The sequence below is a fragment of the Pseudomonas sp. DrBHI1 genome (genome assembly GCF_002205115.1).
Lineage (GTDB): Bacteria > Pseudomonadota > Gammaproteobacteria > Pseudomonadales > Pseudomonadaceae > Aquipseudomonas > Aquipseudomonas mosselii.
This window is the reverse complement of the sequence record NZ_NIBE01000102.1, coordinates 105,318-129,878: the sequence shown is the minus strand read 5'-3', so window position 1 is coordinate 129,878 and position 24,561 is coordinate 105,318. Positions and strand designations below refer to the sequence as shown.

Genomic DNA, 24,561 nt, shown 5'->3' with positions numbered 1-24,561 from the left:
CCCCAATTTTCATTTTTCCCCCAGCGCCCAAACGGGCTATGGTCGGGGTTTGCCCCAGGCCCCTGAGCCTGACCGAGCCATTCGCAAGGACACCGTATGAGCCTGTCACTCCTCAGCCGTTACGCCTTCTTCGCCGCCTGCGTGCTGTTCACCCTCGCCAGCCTGCCGTTCCTCGCCCACGACTGGTTGTGGCCGTTCACCCTGACCACCGGGGTACTCAGCCTGATTGGCGTGTTCGACCTGCTCCAGCAACGCCACGCGGTCCGTCGCAACTACCCGATCCTGGGCAACATCCGCTACCTGGTCGAGGGCATCCGCCCGGAGATCCGCCAGTACCTGCTGGAATCCGACAGCGACGCGCTGCCCTTCTCCCGCGCCCAGCGCTCACTGGTCTACGCCCGGGCCAAGAACGAAGCCTCGGACAAACCCTTCGGTACCTTGATCGACGTCTACGAGTCGGGCTTCGAGTTCATCGGCCACTCCATGCGCCCCGCGCCGTTGGCCGACCCGGCGAGCTTTCGCGTCAGCGTCGGCGGCCCGCAGTGCACCCAGCCGTACTCGGCGTCGATCTTCAACATCTCGGCCATGAGCTTCGGCTCGCTCAGCGCCAACGCCATCCGGGCTCTCAACCAGGGCGCCAAGCTGGGCAATTTCCACCACGACACCGGCGAAGGCAGCATCAGCCCCTACCACCGCGAACATGGCGGCGACCTGGTCTGGGAACTGGGCAGCGGCTACTTCGGCTGCCGCACCGCGGACGGCCGCTTCGACCCCGAGCGCTTCGCCGTCCAGGCGCAGAACCCGCAGGTGCGGATGATCGAGATCAAGATGAGCCAGGGCGCCAAGCCCGGCCATGGCGGCATCCTGCCCAAGCACAAGGTGACCCGGGAAATCGCCGAGACCCGTGGCGTCATGATGGGCGAGGACTGCATCTCGCCATCACGCCACAGCGCCTTCTCGACCCCGATCGAGATGATGCAGTTCATCGCCCAGCTGCGTGAGCTGTCCGGCGGCAAGCCGGTGGGCTTCAAGTTCTGCCTGGGCCACCCATGGGAATTCATGGGCATCGCCAAGGCCATGCTGGAGACCGGCATCCTGCCCGACTTCATCGTCGTCGACGGCAAGGAAGGCGGCACCGGCGCCGCCCCGGTGGAGTTCACCGACCATATCGGCGTGCCGCTGCGCGAGGGCCTGCTGTTCGTGCACAACACCCTGGTCGGCCTGAACCTGCGCGACAAGATCAAGCTCGGCGCCAGCGGCAAGATCGTCAGCGCCTTCGACATCGCCAGCGTGCTGGCCATCGGCGCCGACTGGGCCAACTCGGCGCGCGGTTTCATGTTCGCCATCGGCTGCATCCAGTCGCAGAGCTGCCACACCAACAAGTGCCCGACCGGCGTGGCCACCCAGGACGCCCTGCGCCAGCGTGCGCTGGTGGTGCCGGACAAGGCCCAGCGGGTGCTGAACTTCCACCACAACACCCTGCGCGCCCTGGCCGAGATGCTCGCCGCGGCGGGCCTGGAACATCCGGCGCAATTGGAGGCCAAGCACCTGGTGCGGCGCATCTCGGCCACCGAGATCAAGCTGTTCTCGCAGATGCACGTGTTCCTCAAGCCGGGCGAACTGCTCACCGGCGAGGTCAATGGGCAGTTTTATTCGCGGATGTGGCAGTTGGCCCGGGCCGACAGTTTCGAGCCGCATAGCGAGGTGGCGGCCTGATCGGCCACGCGATGAGGGCCATACAAAAACAAAGCCCCGGCACTGGCCGGGGCTTTGTTCATCAGGAGGCGGTACTCGCCACGCCTTGGGCCTCTTTCGGCGCCAGACGGAAGGTGTAGTACAGCGCCGTCAGCAGCACCAGGAATGCCGGACCGATGTACAAGGCCACGCGGGTATCCGGGAAGTACGCCATCAGCCCCACCACCAGTACCAGGAACGCCAGCGCCAGGTACGAACTCAACGGCCACAGCCACATGCGGTATTTCAGCGCGTTGCGCTCGGCGGTACTCAGCCCGGCGCGGAACTTCAGTTGCGCCAGCAGGATCATCACCCAGGTCCAGATCGCGCCGAAAGTGGCGATCGAGGTCACCCAGACGAACACCTTCTCCGGCACCAGGTAGTTGGCCAGCACGCCCAGCAGCAGCGCGGCGATCGACAGCAGCAGCGCGTTGCGCGGCACGCCGCTCTTCGAGGTACGGGCGAAAGTGGCCGGGGCCTGGCCGTTCTGCGCCAGGCTGTAGAGCATGCGCCCGGTGCTGAAGATACCGCCGTTGCACGACGACAGCGCGGCGGTGATCACCACGAAGTTGATGATGCCGGCGGCGGTCTTGATGCCGAGGCGCTCGAAGGTCATCACGAACGGGCTGCCCTGGCTGCCGATCTCGTTCCACGGATAGATCGACAGGATCACGAACAGCGCGCCCACATAGAACAGCAGGATGCGCCAGAACACCGAGCCAATGGCTTGGGGGATGGTCTTCTGCGGGTTGCGCGCTTCGCCGGCGGTCAGGCCGATCATTTCCACGCCCAGGTAGGCGAACATCACCATCTGCAGCGACATCAGCACGCCGGTCACGCCATTGGGCATGAAGCCGCCGTTGCGCCACAGGTTGGAGATACCCATGGCCACGCCGTCGTTACCGAAACCGAAGGCGATGATGCCAATACCGCCGAGCACCATGGCGATGATGGTGACGATCTTGATCAGGGCAAACCAGAACTCGAACTCGCCGAACGCCTTGACCGCAATCAGGTTGATCGCGCCCATGCTGCCCAGGGCCATCAGCGCCCAGATCCAGCGCGGCACATCGGGGAACCAGATGCCCATGTAGATGGCCACCGCGGTGATCTCGGCGACGCAGGTCACCAGCCACAGGAACCAATAGTTCCAGCCGGTGAGGAAGCCCGCCAGGGGGCCGAGGTAGTCTTGCGCGTAGCGGCTGAAGGAGCCTGCCACCGGGTTGTGCACGGCCATCTCGCCGAGGGCGCGCATGATCACCAGGATGGCCAGGCCACCGATGATGTAGGAGAGCATGATGGCGGGGCCGGCCATTTCGATGGCCTTGGCCGATCCCAGGAACAGGCCGACGCCGATACAGGCGCCAAGGGCCATCAGACGGATGTGCCGTTCGCCCAGCTCGCGCTTGAGCGGGCCGCCCTGGACGGACGCGTCGTGGGCAGGATGGTTGCCGACTGGCATAGCAATACAACCTCATTTTGTTATTGGATTTGACCTTCGTGCAGCACCGACCACGCCGATAGGCGGGGCGTCGTCTCGCCAGGCCGCGTTGTGGGCGGCCTGTCCACCGGACGCGGGGCGCCGGCGGGTCGAAGGGGGCGAGCAGTATAGGAAGCCAATTGCAGGGCTTTTCACTATATAAAACGGGATATTTGGCGAGAATTCTCGGCAAAAAGCCCTTAACCGGAGGGGCATTCTGGCCTCGCTCCACCCATGCACAGGAATGGGGCAGCTACATTAACAACATTGCCGAAGAATGGAAGTCGCACCAAAGGCGCATGTTCATACGCTATCGCTCGAAGCTTCTTACAAATTTTTCACCAAACTTGGCCAGCGTCTAAGCTTCAGACAAGCAACGCGAAAACACCTGGCCGGACTCAAGACTATGGGCGCACTGTGGCAATCGGAACCAACCAGAACGGAAGCACCCAAAGCACCTCAGGCTGAAGCCCCCTTGCCCAAGACCCCACGTCAGCGCCGCCTGTGGTGGCGCCTGATCCTGCTCATCCTGTTGATCGGCCTGGTCGCGGTGGGCCTTGCCGCCTATGACGAATTCCAGACCTCGCGCCTGCAATCGCGTGAGTTCAGCCGCCTGGCCGGTACCCTCACCTACGCCCTTGAGCCCGGCCCGAGCGATGCCATCGTCTACCCGGGCGAGGGTCCGTTCGACAGGCGCCTGGGCTACAGCGCCCTGGGCGAATTCCTGCCGCGACTGCTCAAGCGCGACTACCTGATCAACCAGCAGGTGCGTTTCTCCCCGGCGCTGATGAACTACGTCGATCACGGCCTGTTCGTCCCCTATGTGGAGAAGATCCAGGCTGGCCTGTCGATCACCGACTGCCGCGGCGACATGCTCTATCAATACAACTACCCGCAGCACCTGTACCCGAACTTTGCGGCGATCCCGCCGGTGATGGTCAACAGCCTGCTGTTCATCGAGAACCGCGACCTGCTCGACCCGAAAGACCCGCAGAACAACCCAGCGGTGGACTGGCCACGCTTCGCCAAGGCCGCCTATAGCCAGGTGGCCAAGTACCTGGCCCTGCCCGGGCAGTCAGCCGGCGGCAGCACCCTGGCCACCCAATTGGAGAAATACCGCCACTCGCCGGACGGGCTGACCGTCTCAGGCGCCGAGAAGATCCGCCAGATGATTTCCGCCAGCGTGCGTGCCTACCAGGGCGGCCCCGACACCACCGAGGCTCGCGAGCGCATCGTGCGCGACTACCTCAACAGCGTGCCGCTGTCGGCGGTACCCGGCCACGGCGAGGTGCACGGCATGGCCGAAGGCCTGCGGGTGTGGTACGGCGCCGACTTCGACCAGGTCAACCAGGCCCTCACCTCCACCGCCAGCGACGAAAAGAGCATGGCCGAACGCGGCTTGGCCCTGCGCCAGGTGCTGTCGCTGATGATCGCCCAGCGCCGCCCTTCGCATTACCTGTCCAAGGGCCGCATCGAACTGGCCGAGCTCACCGATTCGCACATCCGTGTACTCGCCGCCAACGGCATCATCGAGCGTGCCCTGGCCGACGCCGCCCTGGCCAGCAAGGCGGTGTACCGCGACTGGGTGGCCCAGCCGACCATCGTGCCGATTATCACCAACAAAGGCATCAGCCTGGCCCGCAACCGCCTGGCAGCCATGCTCAACCGGCCGCTTTACGACCTCGACCGCCTCGATCTGTCGGCCACCAGCACCCTGCAGGCCGACCTGCAGGTGCAGGTCAGCCAGTACCTGAAAAACCTCGCCGACCCGGTATTCGCCGCGCAGATGGGCCTGATCGGCGAACGCCTGCTCACGGCCAAGACCACCGACCAGGTGAGCTACAGCTTTACCCTGTTCGAACGTACCGCCGACGGTTCGCGGGTACGGGTGCAGACCGACAGCACCAACCAGCCCTTCGACATCAATGAAGGCAGCAAGCTCGAACTGGGCTCCACCGCCAAGCTGCGGGTGCTGACCACCTACCTGGAAATCATCGCCGAGCTGCACGACAAGTATGCCGGCAAGCCGGCGGCCGAGCTGAAGAAGGTCCCGGTGGCCGAGCTCGACCGCATCACCCAGTGGTCGCTGGAATGGCTGATGCAGAACAGCAAGAACCAAGGCCTGGATGCCATGCTCGACGCGGCGCTCGAGCGCAAGTACTCGGCCAACACCGGCGAGGCGTTCTTTACCGGTGGCGGCATGCATGTGTTCAACAACTTCCGCAAGGAAGACAACAATCGCAACCCCACGCTCAAGGATGCCCTGCGCGAGTCGATCAACCTGCCGTTCATCCGCCTGATGCGCGACATCGTGCGCTACGTCACCTATCAGCAGCCGTTCAACCGCGAACCACTGCTCAGGGACGACAGCGATCCGCGCCGCCAGGAATACCTGGCGCGCTTCGCCGACCGCGAAGGCTCCAACTACACCATGCGTTTCTGGAAGAAGTACCAGCGCAAGACCTCGCAGCAGCGCCTGGACACCTTCCTCGACAGCATGCGGGTAACCCCGCAGCGCTTGGCCGCGGTGCACCGCTACCTGTTCCCCGAGGCCGGCCAGGAGACCTTCAACGCCTTCGTTCGCGCCCACAGCAAGGAAGACAAGAAGGCCATGGCCAAGCTCACCGACGGCCGCCTGGTGGAGATGTACGAAGCCTACGGCCCGGGCAAGTACGACTTGCCTGACCAGGGCTACATCGCCAAAGTCCACCCGCTGGACCTGTGGCTGCTCGGCTACCTGCTGAAGAACCCCGGCGCCTCGCTCAAGGACGCCCTCAACGCTAGCCGCTTCGAGCGCCAGGAGGTCTACAGCTGGCTGTTCAAGAGCCGCCACCAGGGCGCCCGCGACAGCCGCATCCGCACCATGGTCGAGATCGAGGCGTTCACCGATATCCACCAGCGCTGGAAGCGCGTCGGCTACCCGTTCGACCACCTGGTACCGTCGCTGGCCACCGCCATCGGCAGCTCCGGCGACCGTCCGGCCGCGCTCTCCGAACTGGTCGGGATCATCCAGAACGACGGCGTGCGCCTGCCCACGCTGCGCATCGACACCCTGCACTTCGCCCAGAACACCCCCTACGAAACGCAGCTGATCAGCGACCCGGACCGTGGCCAGCGGATTCTCCCGGTGGAAGTCGCCCGGGCGCTCAAGGGCGCCATGTCGCAGGTGGTCGACGCCGGCACCGCGCGGCGCATCTCCGGCAGCTTCAAGCTGCACGACGGCACCCCGCTGGTGATGGGCGGCAAGACCGGCACCGGCGACAACCGCATCGAAAGCTTCGGCGCCGGCGGCCGGTTGATCGGCTCGCGTTCGCTGAACCGCACCGCGACCTTCGTGTTCTTCCTCGGCGACAACCACTTCGGCACCCTTACCGCGTTCGTCCCGGGGCGCTCGGCAGAAGCGTTCACGTTCACCTCGGCGTTGCCGGTGCAGGTGCTCAAGGGCATGGCACCGATTCTCATGCCGTATCTGGAGCCGGGCAATCCCACCGCCTGCAAGGCACCACAAGTGGCAGGCCAGTCCTGAACCATCAAAAAAACAGATGATAATCATCTGCATTTGAGGGCTTGTCTTTAGATATATCTTGAGTAATATCTTGCGATATATCTAAACAGACGGAGCCCTTCCCCATGCGCGACCACGACCCCTTCGAACGCCGTCCCGGCCGCGGCGAACGTGGCCCGCGGGTATTCGCCCCGGGCGACCTGAAGTTGCTGATGCTTTCGATGCTGGCCGAGCAACCCGGCCATGGCTACGACCTGATCCGCCAGATCGAGACCCTCTTCGACGGCAGCTACAGCCCCAGCCCCGGGGTGATCTACCCCACACTTAGCTATCTCGAGGAAGCCGAGCTGGTCACCGGCGCCATCCAGGGCAGCAAGCGCCTCTACGCCATCACCGATGCCGGCCGCAGTGCCTTGCAGGAACAGGCCGTCGCCCTCGACGGCGTGCGCATGCGCATCGAGGTTAGCAAGCGCGCCCTGCGCGGCCACGACCGGCCGCCGGAAATCCATGAAGCGGTCGGCAACCTGCGCCACGCCCTGCACATGCACAGCGGCCGCTGGACCAGCGAAGAGATCGAGCGGGTGCGCAACCTGCTCAACGACACCGCCAAGGCCATCGCCTCCGGGCCGGCCAACCTTGTTACGGAGAACACCCCATGAGCGACACCATTCATCGCGTCAACCATGAGATTCGCCAGCGCCGCCTCGAAGTGCTGCGGGTCACCGACCTCACCCCGCGCATGCGCCGCATTACTCTCGGTGGCGCGGAGCTAACCGGTTTCACCAGTGTCGGCACGGACGACCACATCAAGCTGCTGTTCGCCTGCACGCCCGAAGAGCAGCAGGCCATCGACGCGCGCAACCTGGGCCGTGATGGCGGCGCCCGGCCGACCATGCGCGAGTACACGCCACGGCGCATCGACCTGGTGAACAACCAGCTGGATATCGATTTCGTCCTGCATGGCGATGGCCCCGCCTCCACCTGGGCGGCCCAGGCCGCGCCCGGCCAGACCCTGGACATCGCCGGCCCGCGGGCCTCGATGGTGGTGCCGGATATCTTCGACAGCTACTTGCTGATCGGCGACGAGACGGCGATCCCGGCCATTGCCCGTCGCCTGGAAGAACTGCCGGCGGGCCGCCAGGTACTGGCGGTGATCCAGATCGAGGACGAGCATGAGCGCCAGGTGCTGACGAGCAAGGCCCAGGTCGAGGTGATCTGGGTGCGCCGGCACCAGGAGGATGTGCTGGAGCGGGTGAAGCACCTGGCGTTGCCCCAGGGCCGGTTGTATGGCTGGGTGGCGCTGGAGAAGGCTCTGACCCGCCAGGCCAAGGCGCTGCTGCTGGAGAAAGGCGTTCCCGAGGATGCCCTCAAGGCTGCGGCTTACTGGCGAGCTGACGGCACTGCCGACGACGAATGATCAGAATCTGCACACCCCGTGTAGGAGCGGCCTTGCCGAGGTGTCGGCCCGGTCGGAAAGGGCTGCAAAGCAGCCCCGGGATCTCAGCGCCAAGGAAGAAATTGCCGAGGCCGCTGTGCGGCCCGTTCGCGACACAAGGCCGCTACTACAGGGATTGCATATGGCCAATCTCATGAATGCCTGCGCCAGCGATCCAACCCCAGCAATACCAACCCGATCCCCCAGAATCCCGCCAGCACCATCAGGGCATTGCCCAGCACCTGCCCATATCCCAACCGTGCCACGTCGATGAACGGATAGGGATAGACCCCAATCTCATGCCCGCGTAGCAGCACGAAGGCAAAATACAACACCGGGTACAGCGCCCAGGCCGCCAGGTGCCAGAGCCGCAATTGCCCCTTGGGCACCTCCAGCCACCAGTACAGGACGAACACCAGCGGCATCACATCGTGCAGCAGTTCGTCCGCCAGCCACTGCCAGCCCTGGGGCTGCCAAAGGTGGCGCAGCAACAGGCTGTAGGCCAGTGCCACCAGCAGAATGCTCGCGGCGATGCATGAGCTCACAGCGGGTGACAAGAACCAGCGCCTGGCCGCCGACTCGCGGCCGAACGCGGCCTGGCTGAGCACGGTGGCCACCAGCGTATTGCTCAACACCGTGAAAAAACAGAATAGGTTGACCAGCCCGCCGATCAGGCTGGCCTGCTCCTGCCAGCGCGCCAGCAGCACCAGGTACAACTGGATCGCCAGGCCCGTCCAGCCGAGGACGGCCGCCAGGGTCAGCCAGGGGCGGGGCGGCATCAGCCTTTGCGCTGCAGCTTCACGTACAGCTGCTCGACCTTTTCCCGTGCCCACGGGGTCTTGCGCAGGAAGGTCAGGCTCGACTTGATGCTCGGGTCGCTTTTGAAGCAGCGGATGTCGACGCGCTCGGCCAGGCCCTGCCATTGGTAGTGCGCCACCAGTTCGGTAAGGATCTGCTCGAGGGTCTTGCCGTGCAGCGCGTTGTGATTGGCCGTGCTCATGCCAGTGCTCCAGGTTCGGGAAGGTGCGCACCTTACACGAGTGTAGTGGCATCTACAGCCTCTACCGCTGAGCCCTGTAGGAGACTGCCCAGCCCTTCGGGCCACGCTGTCGCGCTGGAAACTGTCCTCTGTGGGAGCGGCCTTGCGTCGCGAAAGGGGCGCGCAGCGGCCCCAGGTTCTGAGCCACCATCAAAAATTGCCGGGGCTGCTGCGCAGCCCTTTCGCGACGCAAGGCCGCTCCCACAGGGCTGGACGATCGCCTACAGGGTAAACACGTTACTTCACAAAGTACTGGCCCGTGGCAAACAGCTTGTGATGAAATGTTATAAAGTAACTATTAACAATTCTGCCAAGGAACGCCACATCCCCATGCGTCACATGCCGCTGCACCTCTCTCCCCTTGCCGTCGCGCTCTGGCTGGTCTCCACCTCCAGCCAGGCCGTGGAACTGCAACCCCAGGTGATCACTGCCAACCCGCTGGGCAACGCCCAACTGGCCGCGCCCAGCACCGTCCTCGAAGGCGACGACCTGCTGCAACAGCAACACGCCAGCCTCGGTGAAACCCTCAACAAACAGCCCGGCGTCGCCTCCACCTGGTTCGGCCCCGGTGCCAGCCGCCCGGTAATCCGCGGCCTGGACGGCGACCGTATTCGTATCCTGCGCAACGGCGTCGGCGCCCTGGACGCCTCGTCGCTGTCCTACGACCACGCCGTGCCACTGGACCCGGTCACCGTCGAGCGGGTCGAGATCGTCCGCGGCCCGGCCGCCCTGCTATATGGCGGCAACGCCATCGGTGGCGTGGTCAACACCTTCGACAACCGCATCCCCGACTCACCCATCGACGGCATCCATGGCGCGGGCGAGCTGCGCTACGGCGGCGCCGACACCACCCGCAGCAGCGCTGGCAAGCTGGAGGCCGGCAACGGCGCCTTCGCCCTGCACCTGGACGCCAACAGCCGCCAGTTCAACGACCTGCGCATCCCCGGCTACGCCCGCAGTTCGAAGGTCCGCGATGCCGACGAGCCCGGCGGCAAGCACCGCCTGGAGAACAGCGACGGTCGCCAGGACGGCGGTGCGATCGGCGGTTCGTACCATTGGGATCACGGCTACACCGGCCTGTCCTACAGCCGCTACGACAGCAACTACGGCTCGGTGGCCGAGCCCGGCGTGCGCCTGGACATGCAGCAGGACCACTACGGCTTCGCCTCGGAACTGCGCGACCTCGACGGGCCGTTCAGCTCGGTCAAGGTCGATGCCGGCTACACCGACTACCAGCACCGCGAAATCGAAAGCGGCGAGGTGCACACCACCTTCAAGAACAAAGGCTACGAAGCGCGCATCGAGGCCCGTCACCAGCCGCTGGGCCCGGTCGAGGGCGTGGTCGGCGCCCAGGTCAGCCGCAACGAATTCTCCGCGCTGGGCGAGGAAGCCTTTGTCCCGCACACCGATACCGACAGCCTGGCGCTGTTCCTGCTTGAGCAATGGCAGGCCAGCGAACGCCTGAACCTGAGCCTGGGCGCGCGCCTGGAACACACCCGGGTCGATCCGGATGCCAAGGGCAACGAGAACTTCGCCGGGGCCGACAGCGCCAGCAGCTTCAACGCCTTGAGCCTGTCCTCGGGCGCGGTGTACCAGCTCGACCCGATCTGGTCGCTGGCCGCCAACCTTGGCTACACCGAGCGCGCGCCGACTTTCTACGAGCTGTACGCCAACGGTGCCCACGTGGCCACCGGCGCCTACGAGATCGGCGATCCGAACCTGAACAAGGAGAAGGCCATCTCCACCGACCTGGCCCTGCGCTTCGACAACGGCACCCACAAGGGCAGCGTCGGCGTGTTCTACAGCCATTTTCGCAACTACATCGGCCTGATTGGCACCGGCAACCTGCGTGAAGGCCATCATCACGACCACGACGATCATGACCATGACCACGATCATGATCATGACCACGGCGATATCCCCGAGTATGCCTATCAGGGCGTGCGGGCACGTTTCTACGGCATCGAGGCCCAGGACCGCTGGCAACTGCTGAAAAACCGCTACGGCAGCTTCGCCCTGGAACTGTCCGGCGACTACACCCGGGCCAAGAACCTCGACAGCGGCGAGCCGCTGCCGCGCATCGCCCCGCTGCGCCTGAACAGCGGCCTGGTCTGGGAGCTGGACCGCTGGCAGGCGCGTGTCGATGTGCAGCACGCGGCGTCACAGCATCGCAAACCGGCCAACGAGACCAGCACCGATGGCTACACCACCCTCGGCGCCAGCCTGGGGTATCGCTTCGACATCGGCCAGAGTGAATGGCTGGCCTTCGTGCGCGGCGAGAACCTCACCGACCAGACCGTGCGCTATGCCAGCTCGATCCTGCGTGATATCGCGCCGGCGCCGGGGCGTAGTGTGCAGGTGGGGCTGCGTACCAGCTTCTGATTGCCAGGGGCGCTATGCGCCCCTTTCGCCGGCAAGCCGGCTCCCACAGGACTGCGCTGTACCGGTGGGAGCCGACTTGCCGGCGAATAGGCTACAAAGCAGCCTCCTGCGCACTTACTGTTACCCCGTCAGCAACAATCCCCTGCGACATTTTGTCTTTTTTTCTTACAACTTCCCCTATATCCTCCCCGCCGCAAGCTGAATCGCTTCATTCGATACCCAACGCAGTCATTTCCCTTCGAAGATCTCGCACTTCGTTGCGCTTGCCGTTTCTTCAACAATCAAAAGATAGCGCTATCTCATGCTCCAGCTGCCCTATACCCGCTACTCCGGCCTCGCCCTCGCCACCCTGCTCGGCGCCCTGTCCCCCACCACCAGCGCCAGCGAAATGTTCGCCAAGGACTCGCCGTGGATGCTCGGAGACTGGGGCGGAACCCGCAGCGAGCTGCTGGAGGAAGGCTATGACTTCACCCTCGGCTACACCGGCGAGATGGGCAGCAACCTGCACGGCGGCTACAGCCATGACCGCGCGGCGCGCTACAGCGACCAGTTCACCTTCGGCGTGAACATGGACCTGCAAAAGATCCTCGGCTGGCAAGACACCGAGTTCCAGCTGACCGTCACCGAACGCCATGGCGACAACATCAGCAACGACCGCATCAACGACCCGCGCGTCGGCGGTTTCACCTCGGCCCAGGAGGTCTGGGGCCGTGGCGAGACCTGGCGGCTGACGCAGATGTGGATCAAGCAGAAATACTTCGATGGCACGCTGGACGTGAAATTCGGCCGCTTTGGCGAAGGCGAGGACTTCAACAGCTTCCCCTGCGACTTCCAGAACCTGGCGTTCTGCGGCTCGCAGGTGGGCAACTGGGTCGGCGGCATCTGGTACAACTGGCCGGTCAGCCAGTGGGCCCTGCGCGTGCGCTACAACCTGAACGACGCACTCTACGCCCAGGTCGGCGTTTTCGAGCAGAACCCCTCCAACCTCGAGAGCGGCAACGGCTTCAAGCTCAGCGGCAGCGGCACCCAGGGCGCGGTGATGCCGATCGAACTGGTCTGGAGCCCGCGGGTCAATGGCCTGAAAGGGGAATATCGTGCCGGCTACTACTACAGTAATGCCAAGGCACAGGATGTACTCAAGGACAGCACCGGCGCGCCTGCCGCCATCAGCGGCGCCGCCTACCGCAGCAGCTCGAGCAAGCATGGCCTGTGGCTCGGCGCCCAGCAGCAGGTAACCGCGCTGGCCTCCGACCAGTCGCGCGGCCTGAGCCTGTTCGCCAATGCCACGGTGCACGACAAGAAGACCAATGCCATCGACAACTATGTGCAGGCAGGTGTGGTTTACAAAGGGCCCTTCGATGCCCGCGCCAAGGACGACATCGGTTTCGCCCTGGCCCGCGTGCACGTCAATCCCGGCTACCGCAAGAACGCCCGCCTCATCAACCAGGCCAACGGCCTGGACGACTACGACAACCCCGGTTTCCTGCCCGTGCAGGACACCGAATACAGCGCCGAACTCTATTACGGCATCCACCTGGCCGACTGGCTCACCGTGCGCCCGAACCTGCAGTACATCCGCCATCCGGGCGGGGTGTCGCGGGTCGACGACGCCCTGATCGGCGGCCTGAAGATCCAGAGCAGTTTCTAACCCGACCCTTTCACACTACGGAGAACAGACGATGAGCACTGACGGTGCCAAGAATGGAACCCGCTGGCTACCGCGCCTGATGGGCGTATTGCTGCTGCTGATGGGGCTGGCCCTGCTGGCCGGCGGCATCAAGCTGAGCCAGCTGGGTGGCTCGCTTTACTACCTGATTGCCGGTATCGGCTTCGCCTTGTCCGGCATCCTGCTGCTGGCCAAGCGTCGCATCGCCCTGGGCCTGTATGGCCTGATGCTGCTGGGCAGCACCGCCTGGGCGCTGCTGGAAGTCGGCCTGGACTGGTGGCAGCTGGTGCCGCGCCTGGCCATCTGGTTCGCCATCGGCGTGGTCCTGCTGCTGCCGTGGGCACGCCGCCCGCTGGTCGGCCCCGCGTCGAAAGTCAACACCGCCCTGCTCAGCGTCGCCGTGGTCGCCTCCGGCGCCACCGCCGTGGCCAGCCAGTTCACCCACCCGGGCGAGATCCGTGGCGAGTTCACCCGCGACAACAGCGAGATGGGCAGCGCCGCTCCGGCCATGCCGGAAGGTGAATGGCAGGCCTACGGCCGCACCGAACACGGCGACCGCTACTCGCCGCTGCGCCAGATCACCCCGCAGAACGCCTACCGCCTGGAAGAGGCCTGGCGCATCCGCACCGGCGATCTGCCAAGCGAAAACGACCCGGTGGAGCTGACCAACCAGAACACCCCGCTGAAGGTCAACGGCATGCTCTATGCCTGCACCGCCCACAGCCGCCTGCTGGCCCTGGACCCGGATACCGGCGCCGAAATCTGGCGCTACGACCCCCAGGTCAAGAGCCCTACCGGCACCTTCAAGGGCTTCGCCCACATGACCTGCCGCGGCGTCTCGTACTATGACGAGAACAACTACGTCAGCCGTGACGGCAGCCCCGCGCCGAAGATCACTGACGCCGGCCAGGCCGTGGCCCAGGCATGCCCGCGCCGCCTGTACCTGCCCACCGCCGACGCCCGCCTGATCGCCATCAACGCCGACACCGGCAAGGTCTGCGAAGGCTTCGCCAACCAGGGCGTGATCGACCTGACCCGCGGCATCGGCCCGTTCACCGCCGGTGGCTACTACTCCACCTCGCCCGCGGCGATCACCCGCAGCCTGGTGATCATCGGTGGCCATGTCACCGACAACGAATCGACCAACGAGCCGTCCGGCGTAATCCGCGCCTACGACGTGCACGACGGCCACCTGGTGTGGAACTGGGACAGCAACAACCCGGACGACACCAAGCCCCTGGCCGACGGGAAAATGTACAGCCGCAACTCGGCCAACATGTGGTCGATCGCCAGCGTCGACGAAGACCTGGGCATGATCTACCTGCCGCTGGGCAACCAGACCCCCGACCAGTGGGGTGCCGACCGCACTCCGGGTGCCGAGAAGTACAGCGCCGGCATCGTCGCCCTGGACCTGGCCACCGGCAAGGCGCGCTGGAACTACCAGTTCACCCACCACGACCTGTGGGACATGGACGTCGGCAGCCAGCCGACCCTGGTTCACCTGAAGACCGACGACGGCGTCAAGCCGGCGGTCATCGTGCCGACCAAGCAAGGCAGCCTGTACGTGCTCGACCGCCGCGACGGCACGCCTATCGTGCCGATCCGCGAGATCCCGGTACCGCAGGGCGCCGTGAAAGGCGACCACACCGCGCCGACCCAGGCCCGCTCCGACCTCAACCTGCTCGGCCCCGATCTGACCGAACAGGCCATGTGGGGCGCCACGCCGTTCGACCAGATGCTCTGCCGCATCCAGTTCCGCAGCCTGCGTTACGAAGGCCAGTACACGCCGCCTTCCGAGCAGGGCAGCCTGGTCTACCCAGGCAACGTCGGCGTGTTCAACTGGGGCAGCGTGTCGGTCGACCCGGTGCGCCAGATCCTCTTCACCTCGCCGAACTACATGGCCTTCGTGTCGAAAATGATCCCGCGCGAGCAGGTAGCAGAAGGCAGCAAACGCGAAAGCGAGACCAGCGGCGTGCAGCCGAACGCCGGCGCGCCGTACGCGGTGACCATGCACCCGTTCATGTCGCCGCTGGGCATCCCGTGCCAGGCACCGGCCTGGGGCTATGTGGCGGCCATCGACCTGTTCACCAACAAGGTGGTGTGGAAGCACAAGAACGGCACCACCCGCGACAGCACCCCGGTGCCGATCGGCATGCCGGTGGGCGTGCCGAGCATGGGCGGCTCGATCGTCACCGCCGGTGGCGTGGGCTTCCTCAGCGGCACCCTGGACCAGTACCTGCGCGCCTATGACGTGAAGAACGGCCAGGAGTTGTGGAAGGCTCGTCTGCCGGCCGGCGGCCAGGCCACGCCGATGAGCTACACCGGCAAGGACGGCAAGCAGTACGTGCTGGTCACCGCGGGCGGCCATGGCTCGCTGGGCACTAAAATGGGCGACTACATCATCGCTTACAAATTGGCTGAGTAAGCGTCACGCCTGTCGCAGGGCAGGCCCGCTCCCAACCAGGGAGCGGGCTTACCCGCTATTGTTCCCCCCGCGGTTCTCCCCCCTTCGTCTACCATTGAAACCTGCCCACCACCGCCCCATCTAAGCACCATAGCCATTCACGCAGGTGCCCCATGAGCGACCAGCAGGATTTCCCTGAACATCCCGACGAACACAGCGAAGTCGAACACCTCGATCCCCAGGCCGCCCCCGGCCACCACCTCGCCCTGCCCGGCCAGCAACTGCCGGACAAGGTCTATGTGATCCCGATCCACAACCGCCCATTCTTCCCCGCGCAAGTGCTGCCGGTGATCGTCAACGAAGAACCCTGGGCCGAAACCCTCGACCTGGTCGCCAAGACCCCGCACCACGCGCTGGCGCTGTTCTTCATGGACACCCCGCCGGAAGACCACCGCCACTTCGACACCAAGGCCCTGCCCGAGTACGGCACCCTGGTGAAGGTCCACCACGCCAGCCGCGAAGGCGGCAAGCTGCAGTTCGTCGCCCAGGGCCTGACCCGCGTGCGTATCCGCACCTGGCTCAAGCACCACCGCCCACCCTACCTGGTGGAGGTCGACTACCCACGCCAGCCGGCGGAGCCCAACGACGAAGTGAAGGCCTACGGCATGGCCCTGATCAACGCGATCAAGGAACTGCTGCCACTCAACCCGCTGTACAGCGAAGAGCTGAAGAACTACCTCAACCGCTTCAGCCCCAATGACCCCTCGCCACTCACCGACTTCGCCGCCGCCCTCACCTCGGCCACCGGCAACCAGCTGCAGGAAGTGCTCGACTGTGTACCCATGCTCAAACGCATGGAAAAGGTCCTGCCGATGCTGCGCAAGGAAGTCGAGGTGGCCCGGCTGCAGAACGAGATCTCCGCCGAGGTGAACCGGCAGATCGGCGAGCACCAGCGCGAGTTCTTCCTCAAGGAGCAGCTCAAGGTCATCCAGCAGGAGCTGGGCCTGACCAAGGACGACCGCAGCGCCGACCTGGAGCAGTTCCAGCAGCGCCTGGAGGGCAAGACCCTGCCTGAACAGGCGAAAAAGCGCATCGACGAGGAGATGGGCAAGCTAGCCATCCTCGAGACCGGCTCGCCGGAGTACGCCGTCACCCGCAACTACCTGGAATGGGCCACGGCTCTGCCCTGGGGCGTGTACGGCAAGGACAAGCTCGACCTCAAGCACGCGCGCAAGGTCCTCGACCGCCACCACGCGGGCCTGGACGACATCAAGGAGCGCATCCTCGAGTTCCTCGCCGTGGGCGCCTGGAAAGGTGAGATAAGCGGCTCCATCGTGCTGCTGGTGGGTCCGCCGGGCGTCGGCAAGACCAGCATCGGCAAGTCCATCGCCGAGTCCCTGGGCCGACCGTTCTACCGCTTCAGTGTCGGCGGCATGCGCGACGAGGCCGAGATCAAGGGCCACCGCCGCACCTACATCGGCGCTCAGCCGGGCAAGCTGGTGCAGGCGCTGAAGGAAGTCGAGGTGATGAACCCGGTGATCATGCTCGACGAGATCGACAAGATGGGCCAGAGCTACCAGGGCGACCCGGCCTCGGCGCTGCTGGAAACCCTCGACCCGGAACAGAACGTCGACTTCCTCGACCATTACCTCGATCTGCGCCTGGACCTGTCCAAGGTGCTGTTCGTCTGCACTGCCAACACCCTCGACTCGATCCCCGGCCCGTTGCTCGACCGTATGGAAGTGATCCGCCTGTCCGGCTACATCACCGAGGAAAAGCTGGCCATTGCCAAGCGCCACCTGTGGCCCAAGCAGCTGGACAAGGCCGGCGTGGCCAAGACCAGCCTGAGCATCAACGACGCCGCCCTGCGTGCGGTGATCGAGGGCTATGCCCGCGAAGCCGGTGTGCGTCAGTTGGAGAAACAGCTGGGCAAGCTGGTGCGCAAGTCGGTGGTCAAGCTGCTGGAAGATCCGCAGGCCAAACTCAAGATCGCCGCCAAGGACCTCGAGCCCGCCCTGGGCATGCCGGTGTTTCGCAGCGAGCAGGTACTGGCCGGCAAGGGCGTGATCACAGGTCTCGCCTGGACCAGCATGGGCGGTGCCACCCTGCCGATCGAGGCCACGCATATCCACAGCCTCAACCGCGGCCTCAAGCTCACCGGGCAGCTGGGTGACGTGATGAAGGAATCGGCAGAGATCGCCTACAGCTACATCAGCTCGAACCTCAAGCAGTTCGGTGGCACGCCCGGCTACTTCAACGAGGCGTTCATCCACTTGCACGTGCCCGAGGGCGCCACGCCCAAGGATGGCCCCAGCGCCGGCGTGACCATGGCCAGTGCCTTGCTCTCGCTGGCCCGCGACCAGGCGCCGAAGAAAGGCGTGGCCATGACCGGCGAGCTGACCCTGACCGGCCAGGTGCTGCCGATCGGCGGGGTGCGCGAGAAAGTGATCGCCGCGCGACGGCAGAAAATCTTCGAACTGATCCTACCGGAGGCCAATCGTGGCGATTTCGAAGAGCTGCCTGACTACCTGAAGGAAGGGTTGAGCGTGCACTTCGCCAAGCGCTTTACCGACGTGGCGAAAGTGTTGTTCTGACAGCCCGTCTTCGCGGGGCCAGCCAGCTCCCACGCATACGCTGTGGGAGCTGGCTGGCCCCGCGATGGCCCCCCCACCACCCCACAAAACTGCGACAGCTTCGGTTATCCTCAGGCCATTCCAGCTTCAGGAGCCAACATGTCTCTCCCTCGCCTGCTTGTTCCCGCCGCCCTGGCCCTGCTCACCGCCTGCGCCCAGCAACCGCAACGCACCGTCGAACTGGACGGAGAAAGCGAGTGCCCCAAGCGCCTGGTCGTCGGCCAGACCATGACCCTCACCCTGCCCAGCAACCCCACCACCGGCTACCGCTGGCTGCTGCAGAACCCGGCTTCGGAGATCCTGCGCAGCCTCGGTCCCGAGGTATACAGCTCCCCGGAACAAGCCGGCATCGTCGGCAGCGGCGGGCTTTCCACCTGGCGCTTCCAGGCCAAGGCCGCCGGCGAAGGCCACCTGATCCTGGTCTACCAGCAGCCCTGGGCCCCTGAAGTGCGACCGGTGCAGACCTTCGATTGCGCCATCCGGGTGAAGTGAGCGCACGGCGCCGGTCAGCGAGTCATGCAAGCTTGCCGTGGTTTGGCTAGAATGCCGCCCCTGTAGATTGCCAGCCGCCTGGACCCGCCCGTGAGCAAACAACCCGACCGCCTTTTCGCCCAGCCCCTGGAGCAGGTGCCCGACTTCGTCTTCAACGAAGACGTGGTGCAGGTGTTCCCGGACATGATCAAGCGCTCGGTGCCCGGTTACCCGACCATCGTCGAGAACCTCGGCGTGCTGGCCGCGCGCTTCGCCCAGCCGAACTCCGTGCTGTACGACCTCGGCGCCTCGCTGGGCGCGGTGACCCAGGCGCTGCGCCGCCATGTGCGCACGGACGGCTGCCGGGTCATCGCGGTGGACAACTCCGCGGCCATGGTCGAGCGCTGCCGCCAGTACCTCACCGCCCAGGACTCGATGTTCCAGGAGCTGCTGCCGGTACAGGTGCTGGAGGCGGACATCCTCACCCTGCCCTTCGAACCGGCCTCGGTGGTGGCGATGAACTTCACCCTGCAGTTCGTCGCCCCAGAGCAACGCCTGGAGCTGCTCGGCCGCATCCATCAGGCCCTGTTGCCGGGCGGTGCGCTGATTCTCTCGGAAAAACTGCGCTTCACCGACGCGCAGGAGCAGGACCTGCTCAACGAACTGCACCTGGACTTCAAACGTGCCAATGGCTACAGCGAACTGGAAATTGCCCAGAAACGCAGCGCCATCGAGAACGTGATGAAGCCCGACACCCTGGAAACCCATGAGCAGCGCCTGCGCGCCGCCGGCTTCTCCAAGGTCGTGCCCTGGTTCCAATGCCTCAACTTCGCCTCGCTGATAGCCCTGCCATGATCGATCTGTCCCCCCTCGTCCGCCGCCTGGCGGGCACGCCCCTTGCCACCTGGTCCCAGGGCCTGCAGGCGCAACTCGAAGCCAAGCTGGAAAAGGGCCACGGCGACCTCGACCGCTGGCGCGGCGCCCTCGAGGCACTGCCGCGGCTGACCCCCAGCGAAATCGACCTGGTCGACGGCCTGCGTCTGGACTGCGCCTGCGACGACGCCACCCGGGCGCAGATGCGGCAGGCACTGATGGGCCTGTCGCCCTGGCGCAAGGGCCCGTTCGACCTGTTTGGCGTGCATGTCGACACCGAGTGGCGCTCTGACTGGAAATGGTCACGGGTCGGCCCACACCTGGACCTCAAGGGCAAGCGCGTGCTCGATGTAGGCTGCGGCAACGGCTACTACCAGTGGCGCATGCTCGGCGCCGGCGCCGACATGGTCATCGGCGTGGACCCCAACTGGCTGTTCTTCTGCCAGTTCCAGGCCGTGCAGCAGTACCTGCCTGAACTGCCGGCCTGGCACCTGCCGTTCGCCCTCGAGGAGCTGCCGGCCAACCTCGAAGGCTTTGATACCGTATTTTCCATGGGCGTGTTCTATCACCGCCGCTCGCCCATCGAGCACCTGCTGGCGCTCAAGGACTGTCTGGTCAAGGGCGGCGAACTGGTGCTGGAAACCCTGGTGATCGAGGGTGACGAAAACCAGGTGCTGGTACCCGAGGATCGCTACGCGCAGATGCGCAACGTCTGGTTCCTGCCGTCGGTGCCGGCCCTGGAGCGCTGGTTGCGCCGCGCCGGCTTCAGCGATGTGCGCTGCGTCGATGTCAGCGTCACCAGCGTCGAGGAGCAGCGCAGCACCGAGTGGATGCGCTACCAGTCGCTGGGCGACTTCCTCGACCCGAACGACCACGACAAGACCATCGAAGGCCTGCCAGCCCCGCGCCGCGCCACGCTGCTGGCACGCAAATAAAAAAAAGGGCGCCCGTTCGGGCGCCCAGGTTCACCTGCGCCGAGGAGCTGTCGCGGCGCAAGTGTGTGGTACTCAGTCCTTGGCCAGTTCCCGGGCCTTTTCCTCGGCCTTGCGCTCGCGCTCGGCCAGCGCCTGCTGCTTGTCCCCGTACAGGCGCGCCTGGTCGTCGCGGAACGCTTGCCAGAATTGCTTCGAACGCTCCGCGCCTCCCTCGGCGACAGCGCTGGTGCTGCCCAGGGCGAGAATCGCCAGCAGCAGGTACTTGGTCAGGTTCATCGTGCTTGCCTCGTGATAACCGTTTCGACAGGGCCATCATCGCAAGCGGGAGCTAACACCAAGGTGAGGCGGACATTACAGTCTTGCAAGAGAGCCGTATCGCGGGACAAGCCCGCTCCCACAGGATCGCCCTGTCAGGCACATGACCCGCGCATTACAAATCCGTTATTCCCGCCGCTTGCCTATTCGCATCCAGTAACATCCTCGCCGCTTGACCCTGATGTCACTACAGGGTCGAGAATCGCCCCCTTTCCACACAGAGCCCGACCATGCGCCTACTGATCATCGAGGACGAACCCCGCACCGCCGACTACCTGCAACAGGGCCTGCGCGAGAACGGCTACGTGGTCGACTGCGCCCATACCGGCACCGACGGCCTGCACCTGGCCCGCCAGCAGGCGTACGACCTGGTGATCCTCGACGTCAACCTGCCCGGGCTCGATGGCTGGGGCGTGCTGCAGCGCCTGCGCGCCGAATCCTCGACGCGGATCATGATGCTCACCGCCCATGGCCGTCTGGCCGACCGGGTCAAGGGGCTGGACCTGGGCGCCGACGACTACCTGCTCAAGCCCTTCGAGTTTCCCGAACTGCTGGCGCGCATCCGCAGCCTGCTGCGGCGCAACGACCAGCACCTGCAGCCGAGCACGCTGAAGGTCGCCGACCTCGAACTCGACCCCGGCCGCCACCGCGCCTGGCGCGGCGGCCAGCGCATCGACCTGACCGCCAAGGAGTTCGCCCTGCTGCACCTGCTGATGCGCCAGAGCGGCGAAGTGCTGTCACGCACACAGATCATCTCGCTGGTGTGGGACATGAACTTCGACTGCGACACCAACGTGGTTGAGGTCTCGATCCGCCGCTTGCGAGCGAAGATCGACGACCCGTTCGAGGACAAGCTGATCCACACCCTGCGCGGCGTCGGCTACGTGCTCGAGGCCCGGGCGTGAAGCGCCGCCCGAGCCTGTCGCTGCGCCTGGGCCTGACCGTCACCCTGCTCGGCGCGGCACTGGTCTTGCTGCTGGCGTGCCTGGCGGTGTTCGCCCTCGACCACGAGCTGGACAGCCGGGCGCGCAAGGACCTGGCGCGCAAGATGCTGCAAGTCGAGCACAACCTGCGCGTCGATCTGCGCAGCGATGACCTTGGCGCCCGCGCCCACCCGCTGCTCGACCTGGTCATGGGCCATGACAACCTCAGCCTCAGCGTGATGGCCATCAACGGCCGCCACCCGGCCCTGCTCAGCCTGGGGCCGGCGCTGCAGTCGCAGCACCTGCTGGACCTGGAGGCCGACAACCGGCTGACCTTCCACACCTGGCGCGACGACGATGGCAACCAGATCCTCACTGCCAGCCGCCTGATGCGCCTGCGCGACGACACCCCGGTCAAGGTGCTGATGTCGCTCAACCGCAGCGACGACAACAGCCTGTTGCAGGCCTACCTGCACTCCACCCTGCTGGCCCTGCCGCTGCTGCTGGTGCTGATCGGCATCGCCGCGTGGAAGCTGGTGCAGCGAGGCCTGCGCCCGCTGCGGCACTTTCGCCGGATCGCCGGGCAAGTCTCGGCCCAGGACCTGGAGCATCGCCTGCCGGACGAGGGCCTGCCCGTCGAACTGGCCGACCTGGCCCGCGCCATCAACGTGATGCTCGACCGGCTCGACCAGGGCGTGCGTCAGCTGTCGCAGTTTTCCGACGACTTGGCCCACGAACTGCGCACGCCCATCGGCAACCTGATGGGCAAGGCCCAGGTCACCCTGGCCCGCGAGCGTGATGGCGACAAGTACCGCGAGGCGCTGGAAGACAGCGTCGAGGAGCTGACTCGGCTCAACCGCATCATCAACGACATGCTGTTCCTGGCCCAGGTCAGCCAGCCGCAGACCCAAGTGGCCCTGGTTCCCGTGGCGCTGGCGGACGAAGTGGCGCGGGTGAGCGAGCTGTTCGCCTTCAGCGCCGAGCTCAAGGGTATCTCCCTGCACCTGCAAGGTTGGGGTACCGCGATGGCGGACAAGCTGATGTTCCAGCGGGCGCTGTCGAACCTGCTCAGCAATGCGATTCGCCATGGCCCTGAAGGCCAGCCAGTGGCCGTGGGCATCGAGCGAATCGGCGACCAGATCGGCGTGTGGGTGGAAAATCGCGGGCCGGGGATTGGCGAGGCATACTTGCCGCACCTGTTCGAACGGTTCTACAGGGCCGGGGCCGGGCGTTCACGATTGGACGGCGGGACGGGGTTGGGGCTGGCGATCGTCAAGTCGATCATGCAGCTGCATGGGGGACGGGTCGAGGTGAGCAGCCAGGTCGAAGGGCCAACTCGGTTTACCCTCCTCTTCAAAGCCGAATGACGCTGGGGCTGCCTTGCAGCCCCAGGGGCTGAATCAGCGCGAAGCGGCGACGATCAGCGCCTTCATCTCCGCCACCGCCGCCTTGAAGCCGACAAACAGTGCATGGGCCACCAGCGCATGGCCGATGTTCAGCTCGTTGATGCCCTTGATTGCCGCCACCGCCTCGACGTTGTGGTAGTGCAGGCCATGACCGGCATTGACGATCAGGCCCTGGCCAACACCAAACGCCACGCCATCGACGATGCGCTTGAGCTCCTCGGCGACCTCGGTCGGCGTCTCGGCATCGGCATAGCGGCCGGTGTGCAGCTCGATAGCCGGCGCACCGACCCGGCGCGAGGCTTCGATCTGCCGCTCGTCGGCATCGATGAACAGCGACACTTCGGCGCCGGTGCGCGACAGACGCTCGACCGCCGCCTTGATCCGCGCCTCCTGGCCGGCCACATCGAGGCCGCCTTCGGTGGTCAGCTCCTGGCGGGTTTCCGGCACCAGGCAGATATGCGCCGGGCGGATCTTCTCGGCGAAGGCCATCATCTCCTCGGTGACGCCCATCTCGAAGTTCATGCGGGTCTGCAGCACGTCCTTGAGCAGCAGCACATCGCGCTCCTGAATATGCCGGCGGTCTTCGCGCAGGTGCACGGTGATGCCATCGGCACCCGCTTCCTCGGCGTCCAGGGCGGCCTTGACCGGGTCCGGATAGCGGGTGCCCCGGGCCTGGCGCAGGGTCGCCACGTGGTCGATGTTGACGCCGAGAAGCATGCGGTTGCTGTGAGTCACGAAAGGGCTCTCCTGAAGATTGAGCCCCACAGCATACGTCGTGCTCAGCGCTTGCGAAACAGTTCCCGGCTGACCAGCGGCTTGGGCCCCAGGTGAACCGCCAGGGCCTGGCGCATCAGGCGCTTGGCGGCGAGCAACGCACCAGGCGCTTCCCAGTCGGCCTGGGCCAGGGCCAGCAGTTCGCTGCCCTTGAACAGCCCGGGCTGGAACAGCTCGACGCGCTCCAGGCCGGCGTCAACCTGCAGGCGATAGAGCCCTTCGGCGACGACGGCAGTGTCGTTGACGTCATGATCCAGGGCGAAGGCATAGCCCAGCTCGTCCAGCAGGCGCCATTCGAAGGAGCGCAGCAACGGCTCCAGCGGCCGCCCGGCGGCCAGGGCCTGCAAGGTCAGGGTGTAGTGCTCGAACAACGCCGGATGCGGCGCCTCGGCGGGCAGCAGGCGCATCAACAGCTCGTTGAGGTAGAGCCCGCTGAACAGCGCATCGCCGTGCAGCCAGGCTGCGATGCCAATGCTGTCCATGCGACCGACGTTCTTCAGATCGCCGCGCCCGCGCAGTTCGACTTCCAGCGGCACGAACGGCCGCACCAGGCTGCCACCCTTGCCCCGCGCCCGGCGCAGCACCG

Annotated in this window: 19 protein-coding genes; 13 read left to right on the top strand and 6 right to left on the bottom strand. The window is 65.5% G+C overall.

Features of this window, described 5'->3' with window-relative positions; translation table 11 throughout:
* The first annotated feature begins 96 nt into the window (after positions 1 to 96).
* Positions 97 to 1,716: an FMN-binding glutamate synthase family protein gene (locus CC207_RS20595; RefSeq protein WP_028690103.1), complete on the top strand. Its 1,620-nt coding sequence runs from the start codon at positions 97 to 99 to the stop codon at positions 1,714 to 1,716.
* Between the two features lie 61 nt (positions 1,717 to 1,777).
* Here CC207_RS20595 and CC207_RS20590 read toward each other — a convergent pair whose 3' ends face one another.
* Complete coding sequence (locus CC207_RS20590) at positions 1,778 to 3,196, bottom strand: amino acid permease (protein WP_028690104.1); 1,419 nt, start codon at positions 3,194 to 3,196, stop codon at positions 1,778 to 1,780.
* Between the two features lie 424 nt (positions 3,197 to 3,620).
* On the opposite strand from CC207_RS20590, the gene CC207_RS20585 reads away from it, so the two are divergent.
* From CC207_RS20585 to CC207_RS20575, 3 genes are all read left to right on the top strand, one after another.
* Positions 3,621 to 6,740 (top strand): transglycosylase domain-containing protein, encoded by a 3,120-nt coding sequence (locus CC207_RS20585; protein ID WP_028690105.1) that lies wholly within the window; start codon positions 3,621 to 3,623, stop codon positions 6,738 to 6,740.
* 104 nt (positions 6,741 to 6,844) lie between these two features.
* Complete coding sequence (locus tag CC207_RS20580) at positions 6,845 to 7,378, top strand: PadR family transcriptional regulator (RefSeq protein ID WP_028690106.1); 534 nt, start codon at positions 6,845 to 6,847, stop codon at positions 7,376 to 7,378.
* Positions 7,375 to 8,136 carry a siderophore-interacting protein gene (locus CC207_RS20575; protein WP_088852671.1) on the top strand — a complete coding sequence of 254 codons (762 nt, stop codon included), beginning with the start codon at positions 7,375 to 7,377 and terminating at the stop codon, positions 8,134 to 8,136. Before CC207_RS20580 ends, CC207_RS20575 begins: the two co-directional genes overlap by 4 nt.
* 170 nt (positions 8,137 to 8,306) lie before the next feature.
* Here CC207_RS20575 and CC207_RS20570 read toward each other — a convergent pair whose 3' ends face one another.
* The gene (locus tag CC207_RS20570) at positions 8,307 to 8,933 is read right to left on the bottom strand and encodes a Pr6Pr family membrane protein (protein WP_028690108.1); all 627 of its coding nucleotides are present in this window, start codon (positions 8,931 to 8,933) and stop codon (positions 8,307 to 8,309) included.
* On the bottom strand, positions 8,933 to 9,154 hold the full coding sequence (locus tag CC207_RS20565; protein ID WP_028690109.1) for a VF530 family DNA-binding protein: 222 nt from the start codon (positions 9,152 to 9,154) through the stop codon (positions 8,933 to 8,935). The genes CC207_RS20570 and CC207_RS20565 overlap by 1 nt, the downstream gene beginning before the upstream one ends.
* A gap of 369 nt (positions 9,155 to 9,523) precedes the next feature.
* On the opposite strand from CC207_RS20565, the gene CC207_RS20560 reads away from it, so the two are divergent.
* The 7 genes from CC207_RS20560 to cmoB all read left to right on the top strand — a co-directional run bounded on the left by CC207_RS20560 (position 9,524) and on the right by cmoB (position 20,557).
* Positions 9,524 to 11,575, top strand: coding sequence for a TonB-dependent receptor (locus CC207_RS20560; protein ID WP_088852670.1), 2,052 nt, complete (start codon positions 9,524 to 9,526; stop codon positions 11,573 to 11,575).
* 301 nt (positions 11,576 to 11,876) lie between these two features.
* Entirely contained in the window at positions 11,877 to 13,223 is a 1,347-nt protein-coding gene (locus CC207_RS20555) for a carbohydrate porin (RefSeq protein ID WP_088852669.1), read from the top strand.
* Between the two features lie 31 nt (positions 13,224 to 13,254).
* Entirely contained in the window at positions 13,255 to 15,666 is a 2,412-nt protein-coding gene (locus tag CC207_RS20550) for a glucose/quinate/shikimate family membrane-bound PQQ-dependent dehydrogenase (RefSeq protein WP_028690112.1), read from the top strand.
* 152 nt (positions 15,667 to 15,818) lie between these two features.
* Entirely contained in the window at positions 15,819 to 18,239 is a 2,421-nt protein-coding gene (gene lon / locus CC207_RS20545; RefSeq protein WP_069016058.1) for an endopeptidase La, read from the top strand.
* A gap of 138 nt (positions 18,240 to 18,377) precedes the next feature.
* The gene (locus CC207_RS20540; RefSeq protein WP_028690114.1) at positions 18,378 to 18,770 is read left to right on the top strand and encodes a protease inhibitor I42 family protein; all 393 of its coding nucleotides are present in this window, start codon (positions 18,378 to 18,380) and stop codon (positions 18,768 to 18,770) included.
* A 90-nt stretch (positions 18,771 to 18,860) separates the two neighbouring features.
* A complete protein-coding gene (gene cmoA / locus CC207_RS20535) occupies positions 18,861 to 19,604 on the top strand; it encodes a carboxy-S-adenosyl-L-methionine synthase CmoA (protein WP_028690115.1) in 744 nt (247 codons plus the stop codon).
* Positions 19,601 to 20,557 carry a tRNA 5-methoxyuridine(34)/uridine 5-oxyacetic acid(34) synthase CmoB gene (gene cmoB / locus CC207_RS20530; protein ID WP_062364210.1) on the top strand — a complete coding sequence of 319 codons (957 nt, stop codon included), beginning with the start codon at positions 19,601 to 19,603 and terminating at the stop codon, positions 20,555 to 20,557. The genes cmoA and cmoB overlap by 4 nt, the downstream gene beginning before the upstream one ends.
* Before the next feature lie 72 nt (positions 20,558 to 20,629).
* Here the strand turns inward: cmoB and CC207_RS20525 are convergent, their stop codons facing one another.
* Positions 20,630 to 20,833, bottom strand: coding sequence for a hypothetical protein (locus CC207_RS20525; protein ID WP_088852668.1), 204 nt, complete (start codon positions 20,831 to 20,833; stop codon positions 20,630 to 20,632).
* Positions 20,834 to 21,102: 269 nt separating this feature from the next.
* On the opposite strand from CC207_RS20525, the gene CC207_RS20520 reads away from it, so the two are divergent.
* On the top strand, positions 21,103 to 21,777 hold the full coding sequence (locus CC207_RS20520; protein WP_062364201.1) for a heavy metal response regulator transcription factor: 675 nt from the start codon (positions 21,103 to 21,105) through the stop codon (positions 21,775 to 21,777).
* Positions 21,774 to 23,162 carry a heavy metal sensor histidine kinase gene (locus CC207_RS20515; RefSeq protein WP_088852667.1) on the top strand — a complete coding sequence of 463 codons (1,389 nt, stop codon included), beginning with the start codon at positions 21,774 to 21,776 and terminating at the stop codon, positions 23,160 to 23,162. The genes CC207_RS20520 and CC207_RS20515 overlap by 4 nt, the downstream gene beginning before the upstream one ends.
* Positions 23,163 to 23,195: 33 nt before the next feature.
* Here the strand turns inward: CC207_RS20515 and pdxJ are convergent, their stop codons facing one another.
* Entirely contained in the window at positions 23,196 to 23,918 is a 723-nt protein-coding gene (pdxJ, locus tag CC207_RS20510) for a pyridoxine 5'-phosphate synthase (RefSeq protein WP_189656959.1), read from the bottom strand.
* Between the two features lie 62 nt (positions 23,919 to 23,980).
* The coding region (locus tag CC207_RS20505) for a DNA repair protein RecO (RefSeq protein WP_256582141.1) at positions 23,981 to 24,561 on the bottom strand (581 nt) is incomplete at its 5' end.

What these genes read in the sequence shown, in the direction of transcription:
- CC207_RS20575 (WP_088852671.1), top strand. Translation starts at nt 7,375, where the DNA reads ATGAGCGACACCATTCATCGCGTCAACCATGAGATTCGCCAGCGCCGC.
- CC207_RS20560 (WP_088852670.1), top strand. Translation starts at nt 9,524, where the DNA reads ATGCGTCACATGCCGCTGCACCTCTCTCCCCTTGCCGTCGCGCTCTGG.
- CC207_RS20555 (WP_088852669.1), top strand. Translation starts at nt 11,877, where the DNA reads ATGCTCCAGCTGCCCTATACCCGCTACTCCGGCCTCGCCCTCGCCACC.
- CC207_RS20550 (WP_028690112.1), top strand. Translation starts at nt 13,255, where the DNA reads ATGAGCACTGACGGTGCCAAGAATGGAACCCGCTGGCTACCGCGCCTG.
- CC207_RS20570 (WP_028690108.1), bottom strand. Translation starts at nt 8,933, where the DNA reads ATGCCGCCCCGCCCCTGGCTGACCCTGGCGGCCGTCCTCGGCTGGACG.
- CC207_RS20585 (WP_028690105.1), top strand. Translation starts at nt 3,621, where the DNA reads ATGGGCGCACTGTGGCAATCGGAACCAACCAGAACGGAAGCACCCAAA.
- pdxJ (WP_189656959.1), bottom strand. Translation starts at nt 23,918, where the DNA reads ATGCTTCTCGGCGTCAACATCGACCACGTGGCGACCCTGCGCCAGGCC.
- lon (WP_069016058.1), top strand. Translation starts at nt 15,819, where the DNA reads ATGAGCGACCAGCAGGATTTCCCTGAACATCCCGACGAACACAGCGAA.
- CC207_RS20525 (WP_088852668.1), bottom strand. Translation starts at nt 20,833, where the DNA reads ATGAACCTGACCAAGTACCTGCTGCTGGCGATTCTCGCCCTGGGCAGC.
- CC207_RS20580 (WP_028690106.1), top strand. Translation starts at nt 6,845, where the DNA reads ATGCGCGACCACGACCCCTTCGAACGCCGTCCCGGCCGCGGCGAACGT.
- CC207_RS20565 (WP_028690109.1), bottom strand. Translation starts at nt 9,154, where the DNA reads ATGAGCACGGCCAATCACAACGCGCTGCACGGCAAGACCCTCGAGCAG.
- cmoB (WP_062364210.1), top strand. Translation starts at nt 19,601, where the DNA reads ATGATCGATCTGTCCCCCCTCGTCCGCCGCCTGGCGGGCACGCCCCTT.
- CC207_RS20590 (WP_028690104.1), bottom strand. Translation starts at nt 3,196, where the DNA reads ATGCCAGTCGGCAACCATCCTGCCCACGACGCGTCCGTCCAGGGCGGC.
- CC207_RS20595 (WP_028690103.1), top strand. Translation starts at nt 97, where the DNA reads ATGAGCCTGTCACTCCTCAGCCGTTACGCCTTCTTCGCCGCCTGCGTG.
- CC207_RS20540 (WP_028690114.1), top strand. Translation starts at nt 18,378, where the DNA reads ATGTCTCTCCCTCGCCTGCTTGTTCCCGCCGCCCTGGCCCTGCTCACC.
- CC207_RS20520 (WP_062364201.1), top strand. Translation starts at nt 21,103, where the DNA reads ATGCGCCTACTGATCATCGAGGACGAACCCCGCACCGCCGACTACCTG.